The sequence below is a fragment of the Aeromonas dhakensis genome (assembly GCF_002285935.1).
GTDB lineage: Bacteria > Pseudomonadota > Gammaproteobacteria > Enterobacterales > Aeromonadaceae > Aeromonas > Aeromonas dhakensis.
Map to the genome: position 1 here is coordinate 2,178,839 of NZ_CP023141.1, position 21,532 is coordinate 2,200,370.

The following is a 21,532-nucleotide window of genomic DNA, read 5'->3' on the forward strand; positions in this document are numbered from 1 at the left end:
TGCAGCCGATCTTAGCAGACTGCCTTCTGCTTAATAAAGTTATCTACACAGGCTTCGATTTCGGCGGCGGTGGCAAAGCTCAGCGCTTGATCAGCCATGGCCTTCACATCTTCGAAGTTGGTGTTGCGGATAAGCTTCTTGATACGCGGTACAGAGATGGCGCTCATGGAGAACTCATCCAGACCCATACCCAGCAGCAGCAGGGTGGCACGCTCGTCACCAGCCAGTTCACCACACATACCGGTCCACTTGCCTTCGGCGTGGGATGCATCGATAACCATCTTGATCAGCGTCAGGACGGAGGGTGACAGCGGGTTGTACATGGCGGAAATCATCTCGTTACCACGGTCGACGGCCAGGGTGTACTGGGTCAGGTCGTTGGTACCGATACTGAAGAAATCCACTTCCTTGGCCAGATGATGAGCCATCACGGCAGCAGCCGGGGTCTCGATCATGATACCCACTTCGATGGATTCATCAAAGGCTTTGCCTTCGGCACGCAGTTCGGCTTTCAGCGTCTCTACGGTGGCCTTTAGACTGCGGAACTCTTCGACGGAGATGATCATCGGGAACATGATGCGCAGTTTGCCGAAGGCAGACGCACGCAGGATGGCCCGCAGCTGGGCGTGCATGATGTCGGCGCGATCGAAGAAGATCCGCACGGCACGCCAGCCCAGGAAGGGGTTCATCTCTTTCGGGAAATTCATGTAGGGCAGTTCTTTGTCGCCGCCGATGTCCATGGTGCGCACGATGATCGGCTGATCCGGCATCGCTTCGGCCACTTCTTTGTAGGCTTTGAACTGCTCGTCTTCGGTCGGCAGCGCGTCACGGTCCATGAACAGGAACTCGGTACGGTACAGACCCACGCCTTCGGCGCCGTTGCGGATGGCACCCTCGGTATCCTTGACGGTACCGATGTTGGCGCACACTTCGACCTGATGGCCATCCAGGGTGATGGCGGGCAGATCTTTCAGCTTGGCCAGCTCGTCTTTTTCGGCCTGGAACTGGGCCTGGATCTCTTTGAACTTGGCCAGCTGTTCGGCAGTCGGGTTGAGGACGATCTGGTTGTTGATCGCGTCCAGCACCAGCACGTCACCATTCTTGACGCGCTCGGTGATGTCGTTGGTGCCCACGATGGCCGGCAGCTCCAGGGAGCGGGCCATGATGGAGGTGTGGGAAGTACGGCCACCGATGTCGGTGACGAAACCCAGCACGTATTTCAGGTTGATCTGAGCGGTTTCGGACGGGGTCAGGTCTTTGGCAACCAGGATCACCTCTTCGTCGATGGTGCTCAGGTTGACAACGGCGATGCCCAGTACGTTCTTGACCAGACGGGTGCCGATGTCACGGAAGTCGGTGGCGCGCTCGCGCAGATAGGGGTCATCCAGCTCGGCCATCATCTTGGCGTACTGCTCGATGACCTCGTAGATGGCCTTGTCAGCGGTGGCCTTGTTGTCTTTGATGAAGGATCTGATATCCCCTTCCAGCTCTTCATCTTCGAGCAGCATGATGTGGCCTTCGAAGATGGCCTCTTTTTCTTCACCGAAGGTGCGACCGGCCATCTCTTTGATGGCTTCCAGCTGTGCGGCTGACTTGGTGCGGGCTTCGAGGAAGCGGTTGATTTCGGCATCAATCTGTTCGGCAGCGATTTTGCCCTGATTGATAACGATTTCATCTTCTTTCAGAAGAAGCGCCTTGCCGAATGCGATACCGGGGGACGCAAGAATGCCAGATATCATAATCCTTCCTATTAAAACGACTGTGGGGGAGGAATAAAGCTGGATTACTCCAGCTCGTCCATCAGGGCAACCAGCTTCTCAACGGCTTTCTGAGCGTCCGGGCCGTCGGCCTGGATGGTCACGTTGGTGCCTTTGGTCAGGCCCAGGGTCTGCAGCTTGAACAGGCTCTTGGCGCTGGCGGATTTGCCACCGGAGACCACAGTGATCTCGCTTTGGAATTCTTTGGCTTCTTTCACGAACTGAGCTGCCGGACGGGTGTGCAGGCCGTTTTCAGCAGTAATAACAACAGACTTCTCGTACATGGTTTCACCCCATATTATTGATATTTTTTGGTGTGAGGGATGCTTTTGACGCTTCCTTCTCGCACCGTGTCAGTATGGATATGTTGTAAAGTAACGAAATCAGACCTGCAATGGTTTAATCCAGGTCAATTTTCTGTGCAGTATTCGGTGTCTGCCTCAACTCTTTTCCGTTATCGCGCTACAAGCCGCGTCAATGCTGGCCTGAAATTATTTTATAACGAAAAATAACACTTTGTTACTTTGTGATACCTAGTCGGCAAACACCTCGTGACGCGGCACAGGATATGAGATTTATCACAGAATGTCTGCTTTTTTCGTCACTGCTTTGCTTGTTATTTTACCCCGAAAAATAAGGGGTCGACTGGCGCTGCCAAGTGCTCAGTCTAGCCCATAAAGAAACGGCGCTCCTGGGAGCGCCGTTGTTTTGAAATAATCCGATCACTTATTGCTGCAGCTCTTGTTCGCTGAACACCCCGGCAAACAGGGCGCTGGAGAGGTAGCGCTCGGCAGCGCTCGGCAAGATGACCACTATGGTCTTGCCTTCAAATTCCGGCAGCTCGGCGAGGCGAGCTGCGGCCACCACGGCGGCACCTGAGCTGATGCCGGCCAGAATGCCCTCCTCTTCCATCAGGCGGCGCGCCATTTCGATGGCGTCATCGCTGCTTACCTGCTCGACACGGTCCAGCAGGGTGAGATCCAGGTTGCCCGGGATGAAGCCGGCACCTATGCCCTGGATCTTGTGGGGGCCCGGTTTGATTTCAAGACCGGCCAGACGCTGGCTGATCACCGGCGATTCGCTCGGTTCGACGGCAACGGAGACCACCGCCTTGCCCTTGGTCTGTTTCAGGTAGCGGGAGACACCGGTAATGGTGCCGCCGGTACCGACGCCGGCCACGAACACATCCACGTCACCATCGGTGGCATCCCAGATCTCGGGACCAGTGGTCTTCTCGTGGATTTCCGGGTTGGCCGGGTTTTCAAACTGTTGCAGCAGCACGTATTTGCCGGGCTCGGACTCGAGGATCTCGTTGGCCTTGGCAATGGCGCCCTTCATGCCGAGCGGCCCTTCGGTCAGCACCAGGTTGGCACCGAGCGCCTTGAGCAGCTTGCGGCGCTCCAGGCTCATGGTGGCCGGCATGGTCAATGTGATGGGATAGCCACGGGCGGCGGCCACGAAGGCCAGAGCAATACCCGTGTTGCCGCTGGTGGGTTCGATGATCTCCTTGCCCTTGGTCAGAACGCCGCGCTTCTCGGCATCCCAGATCAGGTTGGCGCCGATACGGCACTTGACGCTGAAGCTCGGGTTTCGGCTCTCAATCTTGGCCAGCACGCGGCCCTTGGTAACACGGTTGAGACGAACCAGAGGGGTGTGACCTATGGTCTGGCTGTTGTCCTCAAAAATTTTGCTCATGGTGCTATCCCTGTTTGTTACGGCGATGAAACAAGATTACCCTGTGGTTTCTGAATGAGAAGTGACGATTTGTTATAACAATATGTTATTACAAGATATAGAGCTTATTCTTTCTTATTGAGACCTCCCTCGCGAAAAGGTCTCTCGTCGTCAAAGGAATGGACGTTATGGGATTTGCAGGAAGCGATCGCTATCTCGCCTCAGAGGCGCTCAAGATGGCGGTCAATGCCGCCATCGTGCTGGAGAAGCCGTTGCTCATCAAGGGTGAACCCGGTACGGGCAAGACTGAGCTGGCCGAAGCGGTGGCCCGCCATCTGGGTACCGAGCTTATCGCCTGGCACATCAAATCCACCACCAAGGCCCAGCAGGGGCTCTATGAGTACGATGCGGTAGCCCGGCTGCGGGACTCCCAGCTCGGCGACCCCAGGGTGGGGGAGATAGGCCACTACATCCGCCGCGGCAAGCTGTGGCTGGCGTTCACCGCCGACCAGCGCCCGGTGCTGCTCATCGATGAAATCGACAAGGCGGACATCGAGTTCCCCAACGATCTGCTGCAGGAGCTCGATCGGATGGAGTTCGATGTCTACGAGACCGGCGAGCGGGTCAAGGCCCGCCAGCGCCCAGTGGTCATCATCACCTCCAACAATGAAAAAGAGCTGCCGGATGCCTTCCTGCGCCGCTGCTTCTTCCACTACATCCGCTTCCCCGACAAGGCCGAGATGCAGGCCATCGTCAAACTTCACTACCCCGACCTCAAGGAGAGCCTGCTCGGCGAGGCGATGGATCTCTTCTTCGAGCTGCGGGAAGTAGAGGGGCTGCGCAAGAAACCCTCCACCTCGGAACTCTTGGACTGGATCCGGCTGCTGTTGGCCGACGACATCGCCCCCGAGGCGATGCGCGCCCGCGAGCCAGGCAAGCTGGTACCCGCCCTCTACGGTGCCCTGCTCAAGACCGAGCAGGACCTGCATCTCTTTGAGAAGCTCGCTTTTCTGGCCAGACGCGGCAGCTGACCCATGCTGATCGACTTTTTTACCCACCTGCGTCGCCACCAGCTCCCCTGCAGCCTGCGCGAGCTGCTGGACTTGCATGGGGCGCTGGCAGCCCGGCTGGCCAGCCTCGACATGGAGGCGTTCTACCAGCTTGCCCGCTGTCTGCTGGTAAAAGACGAGGCTCACTACGATCGCTTCGATCGCGCCTTCGCCGAGTATTACGAAGGGCTGGCCGCCATCCCCCTGCTGCCGGAGAGCCTGCCCGATGAGTGGCTGCGCAAGGAGTTCGAGCGGCTGTTGAGCGCCGAGGAGAAGGCGTTGCTCAAATCCCTTGGCGGGCTGGATCAGCTGCTGGCGACCCTCAACCAGCGCTTGAACGAGCAGAAGGAGCGTCACGCCGGCGGCAACAAGTGGGTCGGCACCGGTGGCAGCAGCCCGTTCGGCCACGGCGGTTTTCACCCGGAAGGGATCCGCATGGGGGGAGAGGGCCAGCATGGCAAGGCGGTCAAGGTGTGGGAGGCGCGCCATTATCGCAACTTCAGCGACGATTCCCCGCTGGGGCAACGGGCCATCCAGCTGGCGCTGCGCAAACTCAGGCGCTGGGTGCGCCAGGGCAGCCCGGACGAGCTGGATCTCGATGACACCATCCGGAGCACGGCCAGGCAGGGCTGGCTCGATGTGAAGCTCAGACCCGAGCGCCACAACGGGGTCAAGCTGCTGGTCTTCTTCGACGTGGGAGGCTCCATGGATGCCCACGTGGCCGAGGTGCAGCGGCTCTTTTCTGCCTTGCGCCACGAGTTCAAACACCTGGAGTACTTCTATTTTCACAACTGTCTCTACGACTTTGTCTGGCGAGACAACGCCCGCCGGCACGAGGAGCGCTTCGACACCCTGCGCCTGCTGCGCACCTACGGCAGCGACTACAAGGTGATCCTGGTGGGGGATGCCACCATGGGCCCCTACGAGATCACCTGGCCTGGCGGCAGCGTCGAATATTGGAACGAGGAGGCCGGTCAGGTGTGGCTGGCCCGCCTGCAGCAGCATTTTCCCAAGCTGGTGTGGATCAATCCCACCCCGCGGCGGGAGTGGCTCTGGCACCCCTCCATCAAGTTGATGAACGAATTGATCGGCGGGCGCATGCACCCGCTGACTCTGGCGGGTCTGGCTGCGGCCATCGACCAGCTGTGACCCTCTCTACCCGAACAGACCAACAAGCCGGGAGTGAACCCGGCGAGGAGCAAAGATGACCTCTATCGTGATCAGTGGCTCAGGCCTCTATACCCCTCCCTTTGCCGTCAGCAACGAAGCGCTGGTGGCCGCCTTCAACCAGTACGTGGATCTCTACAACGAGGAGAACGCCTCCGCCATCGACGCCGGCCAGCTGCCCGCCAAACAGCATTCGAGCAGCGAATTCATCGAGAAGGCCTCCGGCATCAAGAGCCGTTATCTGGTGAGCAAGGAGGGGGTGCTGGATCCCGACATCATGCAGCCATTGCTGGCGGAGCGACCCGATGACAAGCCCTCCATCATGGTGGAGATGGCGGTGGCCGCCGCTGAGCAGGCGCTGATCGCCGCCGGTCGCGAGCCGGGGGAAATAGATCTGGTGATAGTGGCCGCCTCCAACATGCCGCGCCCCTATCCAGCCCTCTCCATCGAACTGCAGCACTATCTGGGGGCGGGCGGCATGGCCTTTGACATGAACGTGGCCTGCTCCTCCGCCACCTTCGGCATCAAGACGGCGGCAGACATGCTGGCGGCTGGTACCGCCCGACTCGCGCTGGTGGTCAATCCGGAGATCTGCTCGGGCCACCTCAATTTTCGCGACAGAGACAGCCACTTCATCTTCGGCGACGCCTGCACCGCCGTGCTGCTGGAGCGGGAGGCCGATTGCCTGGTGGCCAACCCCTGGCAACTGGTGGCCAGCAAGCTGGTGACCCAGTACTCCAACAACATCCGCAACAACTTCGGCTTTTTAAACCGGCTCAGCCCGCGCACCCGTTACGGTGACGACAAGCTGTTCCGTCAGCAGGGGCGCAAGGTGTTCAAGGAGGTGCTGCCGCTGGTGTGCGACCAGATCGCCGGCCAGCTCGATGAGCAGGGCTGGGCGGCGGATTCCCTGAGCCGGCTCTGGCTCCATCAGGCCAACCTCACCATGAACCAGTTCATCGCCCGCAAGCTGCTCGGCCACGATGCCAGCCAGCAGGAGGCGCCGGTAATCCTCGACAGCTACGGCAACACCAGCTCGGCGGGTTCCATTATCGCGTTCCATCTGTACAATCGCGACCTTCCCGCGGGGGCCCGCGGCGTGCTCTGCTCGTTTGGCGCCGGCTATTCGATCGGGAGCCTGCTGTTGCGGCGCCTGTGAGGGGCGGGGTCATCTCCCCGCCGTCATGACGATAAGGTTTGGGTGGAATCATGCAGAGGATCACGGGGCGCTGCGCCCTTCACTACGGGGTGACGCTGTCACTGTTTTGTCTTTACGGGCTGCAGGTCTGCCCATTCCTGGAGAGCCTGACGCTGCCCCAGCTGCTGGGGCCCGCGCTGGTGACCTTTGGCATCATGTTTGTCCTGCGCGATCAGCTGCTGCGCAAGGTGACGCTGTCCGGTCAGGGGCTGGGAGGCTTCGGGCTGGAGGTGGGCTTCTACCTGCTGGGGGCCTTGCTGCTCTCTGGCTACAACGGCATCCGGTATGATTTTCCGCTGGAGAGCCACCTCAAGATCCTGCTGGGAATGAGCACCCTGGGCTTTCTGGTGGCGGCGGATCTCTCGCTGCAGCGGGACTGGCAGCGTGCCAAGCTGCGGGAGCATCAGGCCTGTCTGGTGCTGAACCAGCCGCTGGCCATGCCGGTTTCCCGCAAGTTCTCCCTGTTCGCCTTCACCACCCTGACCCTGCTTGGTGCTGTGTTCTTCCTGCTGTTCAACAAGGATCTGGAGTGGCTGGTCACAGTGGACAAGAGCCTGCCGCGGCTCGATGCCCAGCACTACATCTTGCTGGAGATCGCCTTCGTGATGGTGGTGACCTTCGGTTATCTCTGGCTCATCATTCGCGGCTATGGTCGCAACCTGACCCTCTCCCTGATGCATCAGACTCGCGCCATGGCGCAGGTGCAGTGCGGCGATCTGGAGGCGCGGGTGCCGGTGATCCGGGACGATGAGTTCGGCCTGATTGCCGCCGGCACCAACCAGATGATCGGTGAGCTGAAGGCGCGCCAGGACGAGCTCAACCTGACCCGGGACGTGGCCATCCTGGGGCTCGCCTCGCTGGCGGAGACCCGCGACAACGAGACCGGCGCCCATATCATCCGCACCCAGTTCTACGTCAAGGTGCTGGCGGAGCAGCTGAGCCGCAGCGACTGGGAGCGCTATCCGCTGGACGATGCCACCATCGATCTGCTGTTCAAGTCGGCGCCGCTGCACGACGTGGGCAAGGTGGGCATTCCCGATGCCATCCTGCTCAAGCCGGGCAAGCTGACGGACGAGGAGTTCGCCATCATGAAGCGCCACCCCCAGATTGGCGCCGATGCGCTGGCGAGCGCCGAAGCCCAGCTCGGCTCCAACTCCTTCCTGCGGCTGGCGCGGGAGATCTCCCTCACTCACCACGAGAAGTGGGATGGCAGCGGCTATCCGGCTGGGCTGGCGGGGGAAGCGATCCCCTTGTCGGGGCGGCTGATGGCGCTGGCGGATGTCTACGACGCCCTCATCTCGAAACGGGTCTACAAGCCCGCCTTCAGCCATGAGCAGGCCAGAACCATCATAGTGGAGGGGCGTGGCCGCCATTTCGATCCGGCCATCGTCGACGCCTTCCTTGCCTGCGAGGAGGAATTTCGCCAGATTGCCCTCAGGCACAAGGATCACGACTGACAAAAAACCACCCGAACGGGTGGTTTTTTTATGGCTGGCTCACTGGGCCGGCTCGATGGCGAGCACCAGGCAGTTGGGCTCGCTGATGCGAAAGTGCACGTTGCAGTCAAACAGCCTGACGCCGTACTCCTTGTCATCCGGCTTGCCCTTCTTGTAGGCGGGGCGGGGATCCTGGGCCAGCACTTCGCTCACCAGCAGGTGCAGTTCGGGGTGGGCCTTGAGCCAGGGTTGCAGCTGCAGTTCTGCCTCTGGGCTGAAACTCACCGCCAGCGGCGGGGTGGGGGCGTCGGGGGCGAAACCGCCGCGGGCATCCGGCAGGCTGTCGGCATAGGGAACATAGGGCTTGATGTCGACGATGGGGGTGCCATCGAGCAGATCCACCGCCCCCAGTTCGAGCCAGAGTTTGCCGCGCGCACGGCCGACCCCGTGCAGCTCGACCACCGAGAGGCCGAGGGGGTTGGGACGAAAGGTGGAGCGGGTGGCGAATACCCCGACCCGCTCGTTGCCGCCCAGGCGCGGCGGGCGCACCGTCGGGTGCCAGCCATGCTCCATGGTCTGGTGAAACACGAAGCTGAGCCAGAGGTGGGAAAACTGCTCGATGCCGCGCAGCACGTCCGGCTGATCGTAGGGGGGCAGTAGCTCGAGGTGGGCGCGGGCCGATTTGACCAGACCGGGCTGGCGCGGGATGGCGAACTTCTCCTTGTAGGGAGAGCGGATGATACCCAGGGTGTCGATTTCGAACTTCATGGCGGATCCTGACTGAAAACCCCGGCAATGTAGCACAGCAGCCCTTAAAACGCAGGCGTACCCGCTTGCCGTGATCTTGCTCCCATCCCGGCCGCCCGAAGGCTGTATCACGCCGCCAACTTGCGTAGGGTGGGCGCAGGAAGAGTGAAAGGTCCGTCGGCAGGGCGGGCCGGCACAACCGGCGTGGCCATCGAGGATGGGCCGCGCCGCACAGGAGAGACAGGGATGAAACTGCTGATCATCGGCGGCACCGGATTTCTGGGTCGCCATCTCGCCTCACTGGCGCTGGACTGGGGCCACGAGGTGACCTTGTTCAATCGCGGCCGTCGCCAGCATCCGGACTGGCGCGAGCTCACCCAGCTGCAGGGGGACCGGGATCGGGACCTGACCCCGCTGCATCGCCATCAGGGAAGCTGGGATCTGGCCATCGATACCTGCTGCTATCGTCCCGAACAGGCGGCGAGCCTGTCGGCCGCCCTGCTCGGGCGCTGCGAGCGGCTGATCTTCATCTCCACCATCAGTGTCTATCGCGACTTCGCCCAACCCGGGCAGGACGAGTCGGCGCCGCTGCACGAGATGGCCGAGGGGGAGCTGCCGGAAGATTACGGTCCCCTCAAGGTGTTGTGCGAGGCGACCTATCGTGCCCGCTGGGGCGAGCGGCTCTGCATCTTGCGCCCGGGCGTCTTGTGCGGCCCCCATGATCCCACCGGTCGGCTGGCCTGGTGGATCACGCGGGTGCAGCGAGGCGGCCCCTGGCTGCTGCCGGGGCTGGGGGAAGATCGGTTGCAATATCTGGACGTGCGCGACTGCGCCGAATTCGTGCTGCGGGCCGCCGAGCAGCAATTGAGCGGCATCTTCAACCTGGTCAAGCCGGGCATCGCGCTGAGCGACTGGGTGGATCGCCTGGCCGCCAGGCTGGCCCCCGCCACTGCGATCCTGCCCGAATGGGCGCCCTGGCCCGCGCTGCTGGCCGCCGGGGTGGAGCCCTGGCAGAGCTATCCGACCCTGTTGCCCAATGCGCAGCCCGAGTATGCCGGTTATGGCCGCATCAGCGCCGAGGCGGCCATCGTGCAGGGCCTCAACTTTCGGCCGCTGGAGGAGACGGTGGCGGATGTGGCCGAATGGCTGGCCGGTGCGCCGGACGCCGTGGTGGCCGCCGGCATCACAGCCGAGCAGGAGGCGCGGTTGCGTCAGCTGGTCCGCTAGAGGCCGGCAAGTGTGGCAGCAAAGCAAAAGGGCATCGAGAGATGCCCTTTTCTGTCTGATGTGAGCGGCGTTACTCGGCGCGCATGGCGGCGCCGGCGGCGGCCAGCAGCTCGCGCAAGATGGCGCGATGACAGCGGGACTCCTGCTCGCAGTAACAGCCCACCGACAGGTTGGTGGTGTGGGAGAGGGCGGCCAGCAGCGCCAGATCGTGCCTGGCGGCGGGAGTGGCCAGCTCGGCCTTGTACTGTTTGCAGAAGGCGCTCCACTGGGCGGGCGTCTCGGCAGCCTGGCCCAGCTTCATGGTGTCGTTGCTGGGGGCGAGATTGGGGAACCAGACGTCGTACCAATCCTGGCTGGCAAACTCGGTTTTGGGCACGCCGCGGGGCGGGCGGCGCACTGTGCCGATCCGCAGCCCCTCGTCGGGCAGGCGGGGTGTGCCGAGGCGAACGATGGCCAGTGCCATGCAGGCTCCTTGCAGTTGACGCTTATTTCTCGGTGGCGACTTTCAGCGCCTGACCGTAGCAGATCACCTGTTTCAGGCAGCCCGGGGTATCGCTGAATTCGGCGCACTTGTCGAAGGTGACGCCGTTGCCGCCCATGTCGGCCACGCGGCGGCGGGCCAGGGTACGGGCCTCACCGGCGTTGGGGATCGGCTGCTTGGCATCGCTCTGGCAGGACTCTCCTTCGACGGTACCGAGGTAGAGGTAGTTGAGATCGGCCAGCTGGCCCTGTTCATAGATCTGAACGCTGCCCGGCTTGAAGTACTCGTCGAAGTTCTCTTTGTCCAGATTGCTGTTGAAGGCAAAGTCGGCGCAGCCGGAGGCAATCAGGGGCATCATCAGGATCAGGCGTTTCATCGTCTCGTATCTTGTGTCGGTGATGAGGACAGTAGCAAGGCGCAGGCGCTCCATGTCGGCATCTTGTGGAATAGCGAAGGAGCCATTATAGGGGCCAGTCGACGGTGGCGACCAGCCCCATTTTTAGCCGTATGGACGGGGTGTGACAAGGATCCGGCCGTGTGTTGCCTGTGCGGCTTCACGCCGCCAGCGCTGATGACTGGCCTGCTGTCATGAGAGAGGGGTGCACCGGACGCCTCTCTCTCGTTGCTCATCAGGCCGGCGCCAGCCGCTGATGCAGGCTGCGGTAGTAGTCGTCCGCCAGCAGCGCCTGATGGGGGGCGCAGAGGCGGATCTGCCCCTCTTCCATCAGGGCGATCCGGTCCATCTGCTCCAGCCCCAGCAAACGGTGGGAGATGAGCAGCAGGGTGCGATCCGCCCCCAACCGGAACAACAGTTCCATGATCTCCCGCTCGGTCTGGCTGTCGAGCCCTTCGGTCGGCTCATCCAGCAGCCAGAGCGGGGCGTCGTGCAGCAGGGCGCGGGCGATGCCGATGCGGCGGCGCTCGCCACCGGAGAGCGGCCGGCCGCCATCCCCCAGCCAGGCATCGAGCCCGCTGTCGCTGTGGCCGTTGTCATCTTCCAGCAGGTTGGCGAGGCCGACCTGGGTCAGCACCTGCACCAGCTGCTCGTCACTGGCATGGGGGGCGGCCAGCTTGAGGTTGCCGCGCAGGGTATCGGCAAACAGGTGCACCCGCTGGCTCACCACCGAGAGGGAGGCGCGCAGCGCCCCTTCGCTGTAGTCGGTGAGCGGCTTGCCATCGAGCAGGATCTTGCCGGCCTGCGGGTGCCATTCGCGGGTCAGCAGTCCCATCAGGGTGGACTTGCCACAGCCGGTCTGGCCCAGCAGCGCCAGCTTTTCGCCGGCTTGCAGCTGCAGGGTGCAGCCGCGCAGCACCGGCTGCGGGTTGTCCGGGTAGCTGAAATAGAGGTCGCTTATCTGCAGCGCACCCTGTTGCGCGTGACGCTCTTCGTGGCCCCACACGGGGGCCTTGGCCTCTTGCAGGATCTCGTTGAGGCGGCGGGCCGAGGTGAGGCTGGTGGAGAGGTGCTGGAAGGCGCCGGCCAGCGGCATCAGAGCCTCGAAGCTGGCCAGGGTGGCGAACACCATCAGCGCCGTGATGGGATCCGGCGCAGCGCCAGCCACCCCGTGGCCGGCCAGCCACAGCATCAGGGTCAGGGTCCAGCCGCTCAGCAGTTGCACCGAGCCGTTGGCCAGCCCGCTCACCCGGGCCATGCGGGCCTGGGCCTGGATCAGCGCCTGCTCGGCCTGCTGCAGCTCGTCACGCGCCCGAGGGGCGGCGGCAAACATCTGCAGCTCGGCCTGACCGTCCAGATAGTCCACCAGACGGGTACGCAGGCTCGATTTTTCCGCTATCAGCGCCTGTCCGGGCTTGCGGCCGAGGAAATAGAACACCAGCGGCAGGGCAATCATGCCAAACAGCAGGATGGCACCCAGGGTGAGGGCCAGCTCGCTGTCAAAGAAGGAGAGAAAGAGCACCAGACCGGCAGTGCTGAGCAGGGCCGCCCCGATGGGGGTGACCAGCCGCAGGTAGACGTGGTCCATGGCGTCGATGTCGGCCACCAGCCGGTTGAGCAGGTCCGCCTGGCGAAAGCCTGCCAGGGCGCCGGTGGAGAGCGGCGAGAGCTTTTGCCAGAACCAGACCCGCAGCCGGGTCAGCACCCGGAAGGTGGCGTCGTGGCTCACCACTCGCTCACCCCAGCGGCCGGCAGTGCGGATGATGGAGAAGAAGCGCACCCCGCCGGCCGGCGTCATGTAGTTGAAGTGATCGCGGGTGGCCGCCGTCAGCCCCGCCACGGCGGCGGCGGAGAGGAACCAGCCGGAGAGCGACAGCAGTCCCATCCCGGCCGCCAGGGTGACCAGTGCCAGCAGCAGACCGATGGAGAGGCTGAGCCAGTGCTGGCGATAGAGGCGCAGAAACGGCAAGAGATCAGTCATCGAGAGAACCCTCGTTACGTTGGGAGAGCAGGCGGGCGAACGGCCCCTGCGCGGTGCTGAGTTGCTGGAAGTTGCCTTGCTCCACCAGCTTGCCGCGCTCCAGCACCAGGATCTGGTTCATCTTGGTGAGCTGATCGAGGCGGTGGGTGATCATCAGCAGGGTCTGGTTGGCGATGACCTGCTCCAGCGTGGTCATGATGGCTCGCTCGGAGTGGCGATCCAGACTGGCGGTCGGCTCGTCCAGCACCATCAGCTGGGTGGACTTGAGCAGGGTACGGGCCAGCGCCAGACGCTGGGCTTGGCCGACCGAGAGGCCGCCGGCCTGATCCCCCACCGCATAGTCGAGTCCCTTCTCCATGGCGAACTCCCATGCCTGGGCCCGTTTCAGGGCCTCTTCCAGTTCGCCGTCACTGGCGGCGGGCTTGGCCAGCAGCAGATTGTCACGCAGCGAGGCGTGGAACAGCTGCGGGTTCTGGGAGAGCCAGCCCAGCTGCCTGCGCCACTGGCTCATGTCGAGGCTGGCCAGCTCCTGGCCGTTGACCTTGAGCTCGCCGCGATAGGGGGCAAAGCCGAGCAGGGCGTTGACCAGCGAGCTCTTGCCGGCGCCGCTGATGCCGATGAGGGCGGTGCGTGAACCCGCTTCCAGGGTGAAGTCGATGGGGCCGACCAGCACCTTGCCCTCGGCGCTCAGCACCTCCAGGGCACGGGCTTCCACCCTGATGGGGGAGCCGGCATGGAACGGCGCATTGCCTGAGGCGGGTTCACTCACCTCGGCCTCGAGGAACTCCAGCAGCTGTCCGGCGGCGCCGATGGCCTGCGCCTTGGCGTGGTAGTGGGCGCCGAGCTCGCGCAGCGGGGCGTAGAACTCGGGAGCGAGAAACAGCACGAACAGGCCGGTAAAGAGGGTAACTTTGGTGCCATAGTGGCCGAAGTTCAGGTGATCGATATAGGAGAAACCGAAGTAGACGGCCACCAGCGCCACCGAGAGGGCGGCGAAAAACTCCAGCACGGCGGTGCTGAGGAAGGCCAGGCGCAGCACCTCCATGGTGCGTTCGCGAAAATCTTCCGAGGCATCGCGAATGGCATCCCCTTCCGCCTGGGTGCGCATGAAGAGCTGCAGGGTGCGCAGGCCCTTGAGGCGATCGAGGAAGTGGCCGGAGAGACGGGCCAGCGCCTGGAAGTTGCGGCGGTTGGCATCGGCGGCGCCGACCCCCACCAGGATCATGAAGAGGGGAATGAGGGGCGCCGTGCCCAGCAGAATGAGGCCGGCGGCCCAGTTGACCGGGAATACGGCCACCAGGATCACCACCGGAATGAACACGGCAATCGCCATTTGCGGCAGGTAGCGGGAGAAGAAATCCTGCATGTTTTCAATCTGTTCCAGCAGCAGGCTGGCCCAGCTGCCGGCCGGCCGACGCTGGATGTAGGCCGGTCCCAACCGGCCGAGGCGGGTGAGCACCAGCTCGCGGATGGCCTGGCGCACCGCGCTGCCGGCCTTGAAGCTGGCCACCTCGCGGCCATAGGTCAGCACCGCCTTGCCGAGGGTGACCAGCAGCAGGGTAATGAAGAGGGGAATGGATCCCGCCGGGGTGGCGTCTTCGATGATGAAGCCGTGCAGCAGGGTGGCCAGCAGCCAGGCCTGCGCCACCATCAGGATGCCCTGCCCCAGGCCAAAGCCAATGGAGAGGCCGATCCAGCGCCGGCCGTGGCTCGATTGATTGCGCAACCAGCCATAGAGTCGTTTTTGCGTTTTTTTATCCATTACCACCATCCTCGCGTCGAGTGGCGCAAGACTATCCTCGCCCCCCAGGCTTGGCAACCTTGTAAATTCCGGCCGGTGAAAACGATTGATGGAAAAAGCGGCTTGCTGCTCATTAGTTGGTCGAACAGATTGATTTATGGTAAAAAACCGTATCGGGGTGATTGCGCTCGGCGGCAAAATGCATATAGTAGAGGCCCTGACGCGGGTGTAGTTCAATGGTAGAACGGTAGCTTCCCAAGCTGCATACGTGGGTTCGATTCCCATCACCCGCTCCAAATTCCTGATAATGGCCAAGGCCGTTGTCACCTCAGCCGAAAGGGCTGTCTGTCGTGGGGTTTCCCCATCACACCAAGCAAGTTTTGATGCCAGGCGGGCATCGTATAATGGCTATTACCTCAGCCTTCCAAGCTGATGATGCGGGTTCGATTCCCGCTGCCCGCTCCAGCCTTGATGCAAAAAGCCCACTCCTGCGAGTGGGCTTTTTGTTATCCGTTTCTGGGCGAGGCTCACTGCCTGACCGGCACTCCTGAAATAAGCTGCAATGAAAAAGGCGCCATCGGCGCCTTTTCAACTCGGGAGGGAGGATTACTCCTGCTCCAGCTCGCCGCAGAAGCGATAGCCTTCGCCGTGGATGGTGGCGATGATCTCGGGGGTGTCGTTGACGCTCTCGAAGTGCTTGCGGATGCGGCGGATGGTGACATCCACGGTACGGTCGTGGGGCTTGAGCTCACGGCCGGTCATCTTCTTGAGCAGCTCGGCGCGGGTCTGGATCTGGCCCGGGTTTTCGCAGAAGTGCAGCATGGCGCGGAACTCGGAGCGCGGCAGCTTGAACATGTCGCCAGCCGGGCTGACCAGGGCGCGGCTGTTGATGTCCAGTGCCCAGCCGTTGAACAGGTAACGCTCCACCAGCTTCTTCTCTTCGCCACCGGCGGCCACGTTCATGGTGCGGCTCAGCAGGTTGCGGGCACGGATGGTCAGCTCGCGGGGGTTGAACGGCTTGGTGATGTAATCGTCGGCGCCGATTTCCAGACCCAGGATCTTGTCCACTTCGTTGTCGCGACCGGTCAGGAACATCAGGGCGATGTTGTCGTCCTCACGCAGCTCACGAGCCAGCAGCAGGCCATTCTTGCCCGGCAGGTTGATGTCCATGATCACCAGATTGATGGTGTGGGAAGTCAGAGCCTGATGCATCTCGTCGCCATTGTTGGCTTCGAGCACGATATAGCCCTCTGCCTCGAAGATGCTTTTCAGGGTATTGCGAGTGACCAGTTCGTCTTCGACGATCAGAATGTGTGGTGTTTGCATGAGTATTCCCAGATTCTTATCAGTTAGTTATCTAAATTTTAACACTCTTTGGCGTTACCCGACCGGTCCTGAAAATTTATTACGTCATCCTGGGTATGAATGTCAGGTCGGATTATCGCGAATTTGGCATCAGCGTTGGCAAACATCCCTGTGCCACACATAGGCTCTCAATAAGTCTGAGCGAGAGAAGCCTGGAAAGGTAGTCCATTACAAAAGTGGCTGCATTTTATCAGTTAACAGGCGCATAACAACACTCTTTGCCGTCAGATAGCAACTTTTTAACTCTGGTTTGATATAGGTCAAACCCTGAGTTCACAGCATGATACTTGGGGTTGCCCCCATTTTCGCCCCTATAAAATGTAATGGAATGTAACATGTGGTTGACATGAATTTGTGGGAAAACTACAGAAAAATCTGCTTTATTGCACCCTTTTCGGCGCCGAAATGGCCTGCCTACGCCATTGTGACGGCCTGGAACCCTGCCAGTCGCCAGCTGGGAATGCGTCGCAATACCCGCCGTCAGCGGGCCCTGTGGCGGGCCATTGTGGCGGTTCCTCGCTGGCAGGTGATGGGGTCCTGCCGGGGCAGTTCGCTGGATGAAAGCTGGCAGGAGTCGTCGCTGCTGCTGGCCTCCACGCGCAGCGAGGCCATCCGGCTGGCGGCCCGCTTTGGCCAGAATGCCATCTACTGGGTGGAACAGGGGGAGCTCTGGTTGTTGCCGGTGTTGCTGGCGGGAGAGCCACACCATCTGGGCAGAATTGAATCCCACTGGATTGTCAGGGACTCTGCTTGATGAAAGAATGAGCGAATTCATGTCCATGGAAGGAGACTTATGATGCTGGATCTACTGCCCGATCTCTGCGACGAGTACGGCGATGCCCTGCAGGTGGCGGAGCCGCTGTTTCAAAATTTCGGTGGCAAGGCGCTGTTTCACGGCCAGGCGGTCACTCTCTCCTGTTACGAGGACAACAGCCTGGTGCGGGAGCTGGTCAACCGACCCGGGCAGGGGCGAGTGATGGTGATCGACGGTGGCGGCTCCCTGCGCCGCGCCCTGCTCGGCGATCAGCTGGCGATCAAGGCGGCGGAGCAGGGCTGGGAAGGAATCGTGATCTACGGCGCCGTGCGCGACGTGGGCACGCTGGCGACGCTGGCGCTGGGGGTCAAGGCATTGGCACCCTGCCCGGTCAAGACCGAGAAGCGGGGGCTGGGTGAGCTGGATGCGGTGGTGTCGTTTGCCGGGGTGACCATACATCCGGGTGACTACGTCTACGCCGATCTCAACGGCGTGCTGGTGAGCGCCACCCGGCTTATCTGAATCCGTTAGAAGTTGAAGCCGACCCCGACGCTGAGGGATTGTTCGGTGCGAAAGGCGCTGACGCCGTAGTTGGCGGTGATGGCCAGCTGCGGGGTCAACAGCAGGCTGGTGTTGAGCTCCAGCAGGGTGCTGGGCTTGTTCACCTCCAGCTGTTTGAGCTGGCTGCCGATGTTGAGCATGGGGGAGAGCTGGTAGCGCACCCCCGAGCTCAGGTTGTAGCCGGATTGCTCGCTGCTGGGGCCGATGGCCGGGCCTGCTTCCATGTAGAGGCTGACGCCATCGTGCAGCGGATATTGATAGCCGGTATTGATGAGCCAGAGATCGAAACTGTCGTTGTGATGAGTCTGACTGCCGAGCAGCACGCCTGAGTAGCTTTTGACGTAGAGCTGGCTGTCGGTGTCGTTCTTGAGGAAATCCCAGTCGGCGGCCTGGGCGGTGAGGCTGAGGCATGAGACGAGTGCGATGACGGATGATTTGACCATTCTTTTCCCCTCCCTGGGTCCGGAACAGGAATACAAGCATGGCACATGCCAGCTGTTAGTAAAGGGAACCCCGATCACAATAAAACAGTTTTGATTTGCTCCGCTCTCATGATACACAGGCCCCCATCATCCTGTTTCTTCCCCTATTTCGCTGATATCGAGAGGTGAATCCATGAACAAGAAACTGACTCTGCTGGCCGCGCTGGCCCTGGGGGGCTGCGCCATGGCCACTGGTTCCAAACTGACGCAACTGCAAGCCTCCACCTGGCAACTGCAAGGGGCGAGCGGCGACACCTTTACCTTGCAAGTCGCTGGCGACAAGGTGGCGGGCAAAGGCGGCTGCAACCGCTATTTCGGCAGCATTATCCAGCAGGGTGACGGCGTGCTGGCGCTGGGCCCCATGGGCTCGACCCGCATGATGTGCATGGGCGAGCTGGCCGGCAAGGAGATGCTCTACCTGCAGACGCTGGAGAAAGTGGCGAGCTTCCAGATCAGTGGCCAGCAGCTGGTGCTGAGCGACGCCAACAAGGCGGCACTGCTCACCTTCGATGCCATGCCTGCCGCCAAGTAACTGACGTTTTTGTCAGAGGCTGTCGTAGCGCACGCAGCCGGATGCAGAAAGGGACGCCACGGCGTCCCTTTTGCTATTTGCACTCCCTTTTGCAACGAGGGCGGATCGGCTAGCCGCCGCGCTGGAACTTGAAGCGCTTCTTGCGCCGGTAGGGATAGACATCCTCGAACACCCCCTCCTTGATGTTGCTCTGCAGCATCTTCCAGTAGTTGGCGTCGAACATCTCCTTGTGCAGCGCCAGCATGATCTCGCGCACCTGCGGCTTTTGCAGCAGGAAGGTGGCGAACTCCTCGGGGAAGATGTCGTTGGGGGCCACCGAATACCAGGGCTCGGCGCTCCACTCGTCCTCGGGGTAGCGCGGTGGCGGGATCTGGCGGAAGTTGCACTCCGTCATGTAGCAGATCTCGTCATAGTCGTAGAACACCACCCGGCCGTGGCGGGTGACCCCGAAGTTCTTGAACAGCATGTCCCCTGGGAAGATGTTGGCCGCCGCCAGCTGCTTGATGGCGTTGCCATACTCCTCCAGCGCGAGCCGGGTCTGCTGCTCGTCCGCCTTGTCCAGATAGAGGTTGAGCGGGATCATCTTGCGCTCTGTGTAGAGGTGTTTGATTACCAGCTTGTCGGCGGTGATGGTGAGCGCCGAGGGGGCCACCGCCTTGAGCTCGGCCAGCAGCTCCGGCGAGATGCGATCGAGGGGAAACTCGAAGTTGGTGAACTCCTGGGTATCGGCCATGCGGCCCACCCGGTCGTGCTGCTTTACCAGCCGGTACTTCGCCTTCACCTGCTCGTGACTCACGTCCTTGGGGGGCGTGAACTCATCCTTTATCACCTTGAACACAACGTCGTAGGAGGGGAGGGTGAACACGCTCATCACCATCCCCTTGATGCCCGGCGCGATGACGAACTGCTCGCGGCTCTGGGCCAGATGGTGCTGATAGTGGCGATAGAGCTCGGTCTTGCCGTGCTTCTGGCAGCCGATGGCGTTGTAGATCTCGTAGTCCGGCTTGTGGGGCATGATCTGGCGCAAGAAGGCGACGAACAGCGCCGGCACCGGGGCATAGACCATGAAATAGGCGCGGGCGAAGCCAAACACGATGGAGGCGAGATCCGGCTCGAAGATGACGGTATCCACATAGATGCTCTGGCCGGTGCTGAGCAGGGGCAGGATGAAGGGAAAGACCTGCTCCCTTGCCCGGATCAGCCCCACCAGATAGGCCCCTTTGTTGCGGTAGAAGACCTCTCTCAATAGCTCGATGGCGAAGGGCTCATCGTGCAGAATATGCGGGCCGTTCTCGGCAAGATGACGATGGATATCGACAATATCCCGCTGTTTGTCCTCATAGGGCAGGGTGAAGCTGTAATCCCCGAGCAGCTGGCTCAGGGTCTGTGGCAGGTGGGCGAGATCGGTGCGGTAGATGCGCAGCAACGCGCTCAGATCGGGCTTGTCACCGCGGCTGACGAAGGGGTGGATGTAGAGGTTTTCGTCGCGGATGTTGCGATGACGAAAGATGCGGCGGTAGACGGAGTTGAAGAAGGACTCCGCCACCTCGAAGTTCTCGCACTTGGGCAGCAGGTCGCTGAAGGCCCCTTTGACCCGCTTGAGCAGCTCCTGGGTGGCGTGGTGTTCTCCCATCATCTGGCGAATGGAGCCAGCCGTCGCCCCCACGTGGTGATCATAGAGGCGGATACGCTCGCGCCCCGCCAGCTGCACCCCCAGCCAGTCACTGTTTTCAAAACGGCTCTTGCTGCCCTGGGTGATTTCGAGAAACCGACTGTAAAACGACTCGAAGCGTTGCAGAATCGTCTCGGCGACGGCCTGTTCCAATGGCTGCTGCATCTCTCTCTTCCTTGTGATCTGTCGGGCCGATGGCGCCTGGGATTGGCTGCAATTTGTCCACATTCCTGGCCACTATGGCAACATTCAAACGTCTGTTCAAGTGGCAATTTTCGGGTGAAAACGGTAGATTGCGCCCCTGTTTTGCCGACGTTCCGCTGTGGTTTGCACGTTCGGCCCTGCCCAGGAGAAGACCCGATGAAACTCTATTTTGTGCTGGTGGCCCCCGCCCGCCCTGCCAACGTGGGCGCCGCCGCCCGCGCCATGAAAACCATGGGCTTTGATGCCATGCGACTGGTGGCAAGCCGGGTGCACGAAGAGGAGGAGGCTAGCTGGGTGGCCCACGGTGCGCAGGAGATCCTGACCCAGGCCGAGGCGTTCGACACCCTGGAGGAGGCGCTGGCCGACATGGATCTGGTGGTGGCCACCACTGCCCGCCAGCGCGGCCGTTATCAGCACTACCTCACTCCGGCCGAGATCCGTGACCAGATCAAGGCCAAGCCTTCCTTGGACAAGGTCGCCATCGTGTTTGGCTGCGAGGAGTCGGGCCTCTCCAACGAGCAGCTGGCCCAGGTCGACCTCATCAGCTATCTGCCGCTCAAGGTGAGCTACCCGTCCCTGAACCTGGGCCAGGCGATCATGTTGTACGCCTACGAGCTGAGCCAGTTGCTTGATGAGCCCGAGGCGCTAGCAGAAAATATTGATAACGCCGGACAGGTTCGGGTGCTGAAAAGCAAAACAGCAGAAATTCTCGGTGAACTCGGAGTTTCACAGGATGAAAAACTGCATCAGTGGGTGATGGACCGAGTGCCCATGCTGCCGCAGCGGGATTTGAACATGCTCCATCTGCTCTGCAAAGACCTTGCCCGCAAACTTGGCAAAGAGGTTTAGGTTGACAGCCCGGCGCCCGGCGCGGTATTGCTAAAAGCCAGCTTCGTTCAAGAGTGTTCGTCATGCAGTTATTCACCAGCGTCATCACCACCACCATTATTACCGGTACCACCACAGGTGGCACTGGGGCCGGTTGATGCGCTGACGAACAAGCACAGAAATCAGAAAAAGGCCCGTACCCACCCAGTACGGGCCTTTTTTGTTGGGTTGTTTTTAGACAGTTTTCAGACCGATTAGCGGATCAATTTGCAGGGAATACAG

The 21,532-nt window shown here is 61.6% G+C and carries 20 protein-coding genes, 2 tRNA genes and 1 other annotated feature; of the genes, 11 read left to right on the forward strand and 11 right to left on the reverse strand.

Features of this window, described 5'->3' with window-relative positions:
* Nucleotides 1-11: 11 nt before the first annotated feature.
* From ptsI to cysK, 3 genes are all read right to left on the reverse strand, one after another.
* Nucleotides 12-1,739, reverse strand: coding sequence for a phosphoenolpyruvate-protein phosphotransferase PtsI (ptsI, locus tag CK627_RS10580; RefSeq protein WP_005303130.1), 1,728 nt, complete (start codon nt 1,737-1,739; stop codon nt 12-14).
* A gap of 44 nt (nt 1,740-1,783) precedes the next feature.
* Nucleotides 1,784-2,041, reverse strand: a complete 258-nt coding sequence (locus CK627_RS10585) for an HPr family phosphocarrier protein (RefSeq protein WP_005303128.1) — start codon at nt 2,039-2,041, stop codon at nt 1,784-1,786.
* Nucleotides 2,042-2,483: 442 nt separating this feature from the next.
* Nucleotides 2,484-3,452 carry a cysteine synthase A gene (gene cysK, locus CK627_RS10590; RefSeq protein ID WP_005303122.1) on the reverse strand — a complete coding sequence of 323 codons (969 nt, stop codon included), beginning with the start codon at nt 3,450-3,452 and terminating at the stop codon, nt 2,484-2,486.
* 167 nt (nt 3,453-3,619) lie between these two features.
* Here cysK and CK627_RS10595 point away from each other — a divergent pair, with 167 nt between their 5' ends.
* From CK627_RS10595 to CK627_RS10610, 4 genes are read left to right on the forward strand one after another with little or no spacing between them, the layout of a single operon-like run.
* Nucleotides 3,620-4,462: an AAA family ATPase gene (locus CK627_RS10595; protein ID WP_095592300.1), complete on the forward strand. Its 843-nt coding sequence runs from the start codon at nt 3,620-3,622 to the stop codon at nt 4,460-4,462.
* Nucleotides 4,463-4,465: 3 nt separating this feature from the next.
* Nucleotides 4,466-5,629, forward strand: coding sequence for a vWA domain-containing protein (locus CK627_RS10600; protein WP_095592301.1), 1,164 nt, complete (start codon nt 4,466-4,468; stop codon nt 5,627-5,629).
* 55 nt (nt 5,630-5,684) lie between these two features.
* Nucleotides 5,685-6,806: a beta-ketoacyl-ACP synthase III gene (locus tag CK627_RS10605; RefSeq protein ID WP_095592302.1), complete on the forward strand. Its 1,122-nt coding sequence runs from the start codon at nt 5,685-5,687 to the stop codon at nt 6,804-6,806.
* 50 nt (nt 6,807-6,856) lie between these two features.
* Nucleotides 6,857-8,302: an HD domain-containing phosphohydrolase gene (locus CK627_RS10610; protein ID WP_095592303.1), complete on the forward strand. Its 1,446-nt coding sequence runs from the start codon at nt 6,857-6,859 to the stop codon at nt 8,300-8,302.
* A 39-nt stretch (nt 8,303-8,341) separates the two neighbouring features.
* Here the strand turns inward: CK627_RS10610 and tsaA are convergent, their stop codons facing one another.
* A complete protein-coding gene (gene tsaA / locus CK627_RS10615; protein ID WP_095592304.1) occupies nt 8,342-9,049 on the reverse strand; it encodes a tRNA (N6-threonylcarbamoyladenosine(37)-N6)-methyltransferase TrmO in 708 nt (235 codons plus the stop codon).
* A gap of 225 nt (nt 9,050-9,274) precedes the next feature.
* Between tsaA and CK627_RS10620 the strand changes: the two genes are divergently transcribed.
* Nucleotides 9,275-10,255, forward strand: a complete 981-nt coding sequence (locus CK627_RS10620; protein ID WP_095592305.1) for an NAD-dependent epimerase/dehydratase family protein — start codon at nt 9,275-9,277, stop codon at nt 10,253-10,255.
* Between the two features lie 70 nt (nt 10,256-10,325).
* Here CK627_RS10620 and CK627_RS10625 read toward each other — a convergent pair whose 3' ends face one another.
* The 4 genes from CK627_RS10625 to cydD all read right to left on the reverse strand — a co-directional run bounded on the left by CK627_RS10625 (nt 10,326) and on the right by cydD (nt 14,873).
* The gene (locus tag CK627_RS10625) at nt 10,326-10,718 is read right to left on the reverse strand and encodes a DUF488 domain-containing protein (protein WP_017781992.1); all 393 of its coding nucleotides are present in this window, start codon (nt 10,716-10,718) and stop codon (nt 10,326-10,328) included.
* A 22-nt stretch (nt 10,719-10,740) separates the two neighbouring features.
* A complete protein-coding gene (gene rcsF, locus CK627_RS10630) occupies nt 10,741-11,112 on the reverse strand; it encodes an Rcs stress response system protein RcsF (RefSeq protein WP_010633326.1) in 372 nt (123 codons plus the stop codon).
* A gap of 253 nt (nt 11,113-11,365) precedes the next feature.
* Nucleotides 11,366-13,111 (reverse strand): heme ABC transporter ATP-binding protein/permease CydC, encoded by a 1,746-nt coding sequence (gene cydC / locus CK627_RS10635; RefSeq protein WP_095592306.1) that lies wholly within the window; start codon nt 13,109-13,111, stop codon nt 11,366-11,368.
* Nucleotides 13,104-14,873, reverse strand: coding sequence for a heme ABC transporter permease/ATP-binding protein CydD (gene cydD, locus CK627_RS10640; protein WP_095592307.1), 1,770 nt, complete (start codon nt 14,871-14,873; stop codon nt 13,104-13,106). The genes cydC and cydD overlap by 8 nt, the downstream gene beginning before the upstream one ends.
* A 201-nt stretch (nt 14,874-15,074) precedes the next feature.
* Between cydD and CK627_RS10645 the strand changes: the two genes are divergently transcribed.
* Both CK627_RS10645 and CK627_RS10650 read left to right on the forward strand, forming a co-directional pair.
* Nucleotides 15,075-15,148: transfer RNA gene (locus CK627_RS10645), tRNA-Gly, on the forward strand.
* Nucleotides 15,149-15,242: 94 nt separating this feature from the next.
* Nucleotides 15,243-15,317 (forward strand) — tRNA-Gly (locus CK627_RS10650).
* Between the two features lie 141 nt (nt 15,318-15,458).
* Here CK627_RS10650 and arcA read toward each other — a convergent pair.
* Nucleotides 15,459-16,178 carry a two-component system response regulator ArcA gene (gene arcA, locus CK627_RS10655; RefSeq protein WP_011706824.1) on the reverse strand — a complete coding sequence of 240 codons (720 nt, stop codon included), beginning with the start codon at nt 16,176-16,178 and terminating at the stop codon, nt 15,459-15,461.
* Nucleotides 16,179-16,554: 376 nt separating this feature from the next.
* On the opposite strand from arcA, the gene CK627_RS10660 reads away from it, so the two are divergent.
* Complete coding sequence (locus tag CK627_RS10660) at nt 16,555-16,971, forward strand: DUF3293 domain-containing protein (RefSeq protein WP_095592308.1); 417 nt, start codon at nt 16,555-16,557, stop codon at nt 16,969-16,971.
* Nucleotides 16,972-17,013: 42 nt separating this feature from the next.
* Nucleotides 17,014-17,493, forward strand: coding sequence for a putative 4-hydroxy-4-methyl-2-oxoglutarate aldolase (locus CK627_RS10665; RefSeq protein ID WP_010633331.1), 480 nt, complete (start codon nt 17,014-17,016; stop codon nt 17,491-17,493).
* Between the two features lie 5 nt (nt 17,494-17,498).
* On the opposite strand, the gene CK627_RS10670 is transcribed toward CK627_RS10665, so the two are convergent.
* Entirely contained in the window at nt 17,499-17,975 is a 477-nt protein-coding gene (locus tag CK627_RS10670; protein WP_017765734.1) for a hypothetical protein, read from the reverse strand.
* A gap of 172 nt (nt 17,976-18,147) precedes the next feature.
* Here CK627_RS10670 and CK627_RS10675 point away from each other — a divergent pair, with 172 nt between their 5' ends.
* A complete protein-coding gene (locus tag CK627_RS10675; RefSeq protein ID WP_019839420.1) occupies nt 18,148-18,546 on the forward strand; it encodes an META domain-containing protein in 399 nt (132 codons plus the stop codon).
* A 109-nt stretch (nt 18,547-18,655) separates the two neighbouring features.
* Here CK627_RS10675 and aceK read toward each other — a convergent pair whose 3' ends face one another.
* Complete coding sequence (gene aceK, locus CK627_RS10680; RefSeq protein ID WP_042009064.1) at nt 18,656-20,383, reverse strand: bifunctional isocitrate dehydrogenase kinase/phosphatase; 1,728 nt, start codon at nt 20,381-20,383, stop codon at nt 18,656-18,658.
* 195 nt (nt 20,384-20,578) lie between these two features.
* Between aceK and CK627_RS10685 the strand changes: the two genes are divergently transcribed.
* On the forward strand, nt 20,579-21,271 hold the full coding sequence (locus CK627_RS10685) for a tRNA/rRNA methyltransferase (protein WP_095592309.1): 693 nt from the start codon (nt 20,579-20,581) through the stop codon (nt 21,269-21,271).
* Nucleotides 21,272-21,343: 72 nt separating this feature from the next.
* Nucleotides 21,344-21,474, forward strand: a sequence feature (Thr leader region).
* The last annotated feature ends 58 nt before the right edge of the window (nt 21,475-21,532 follow it).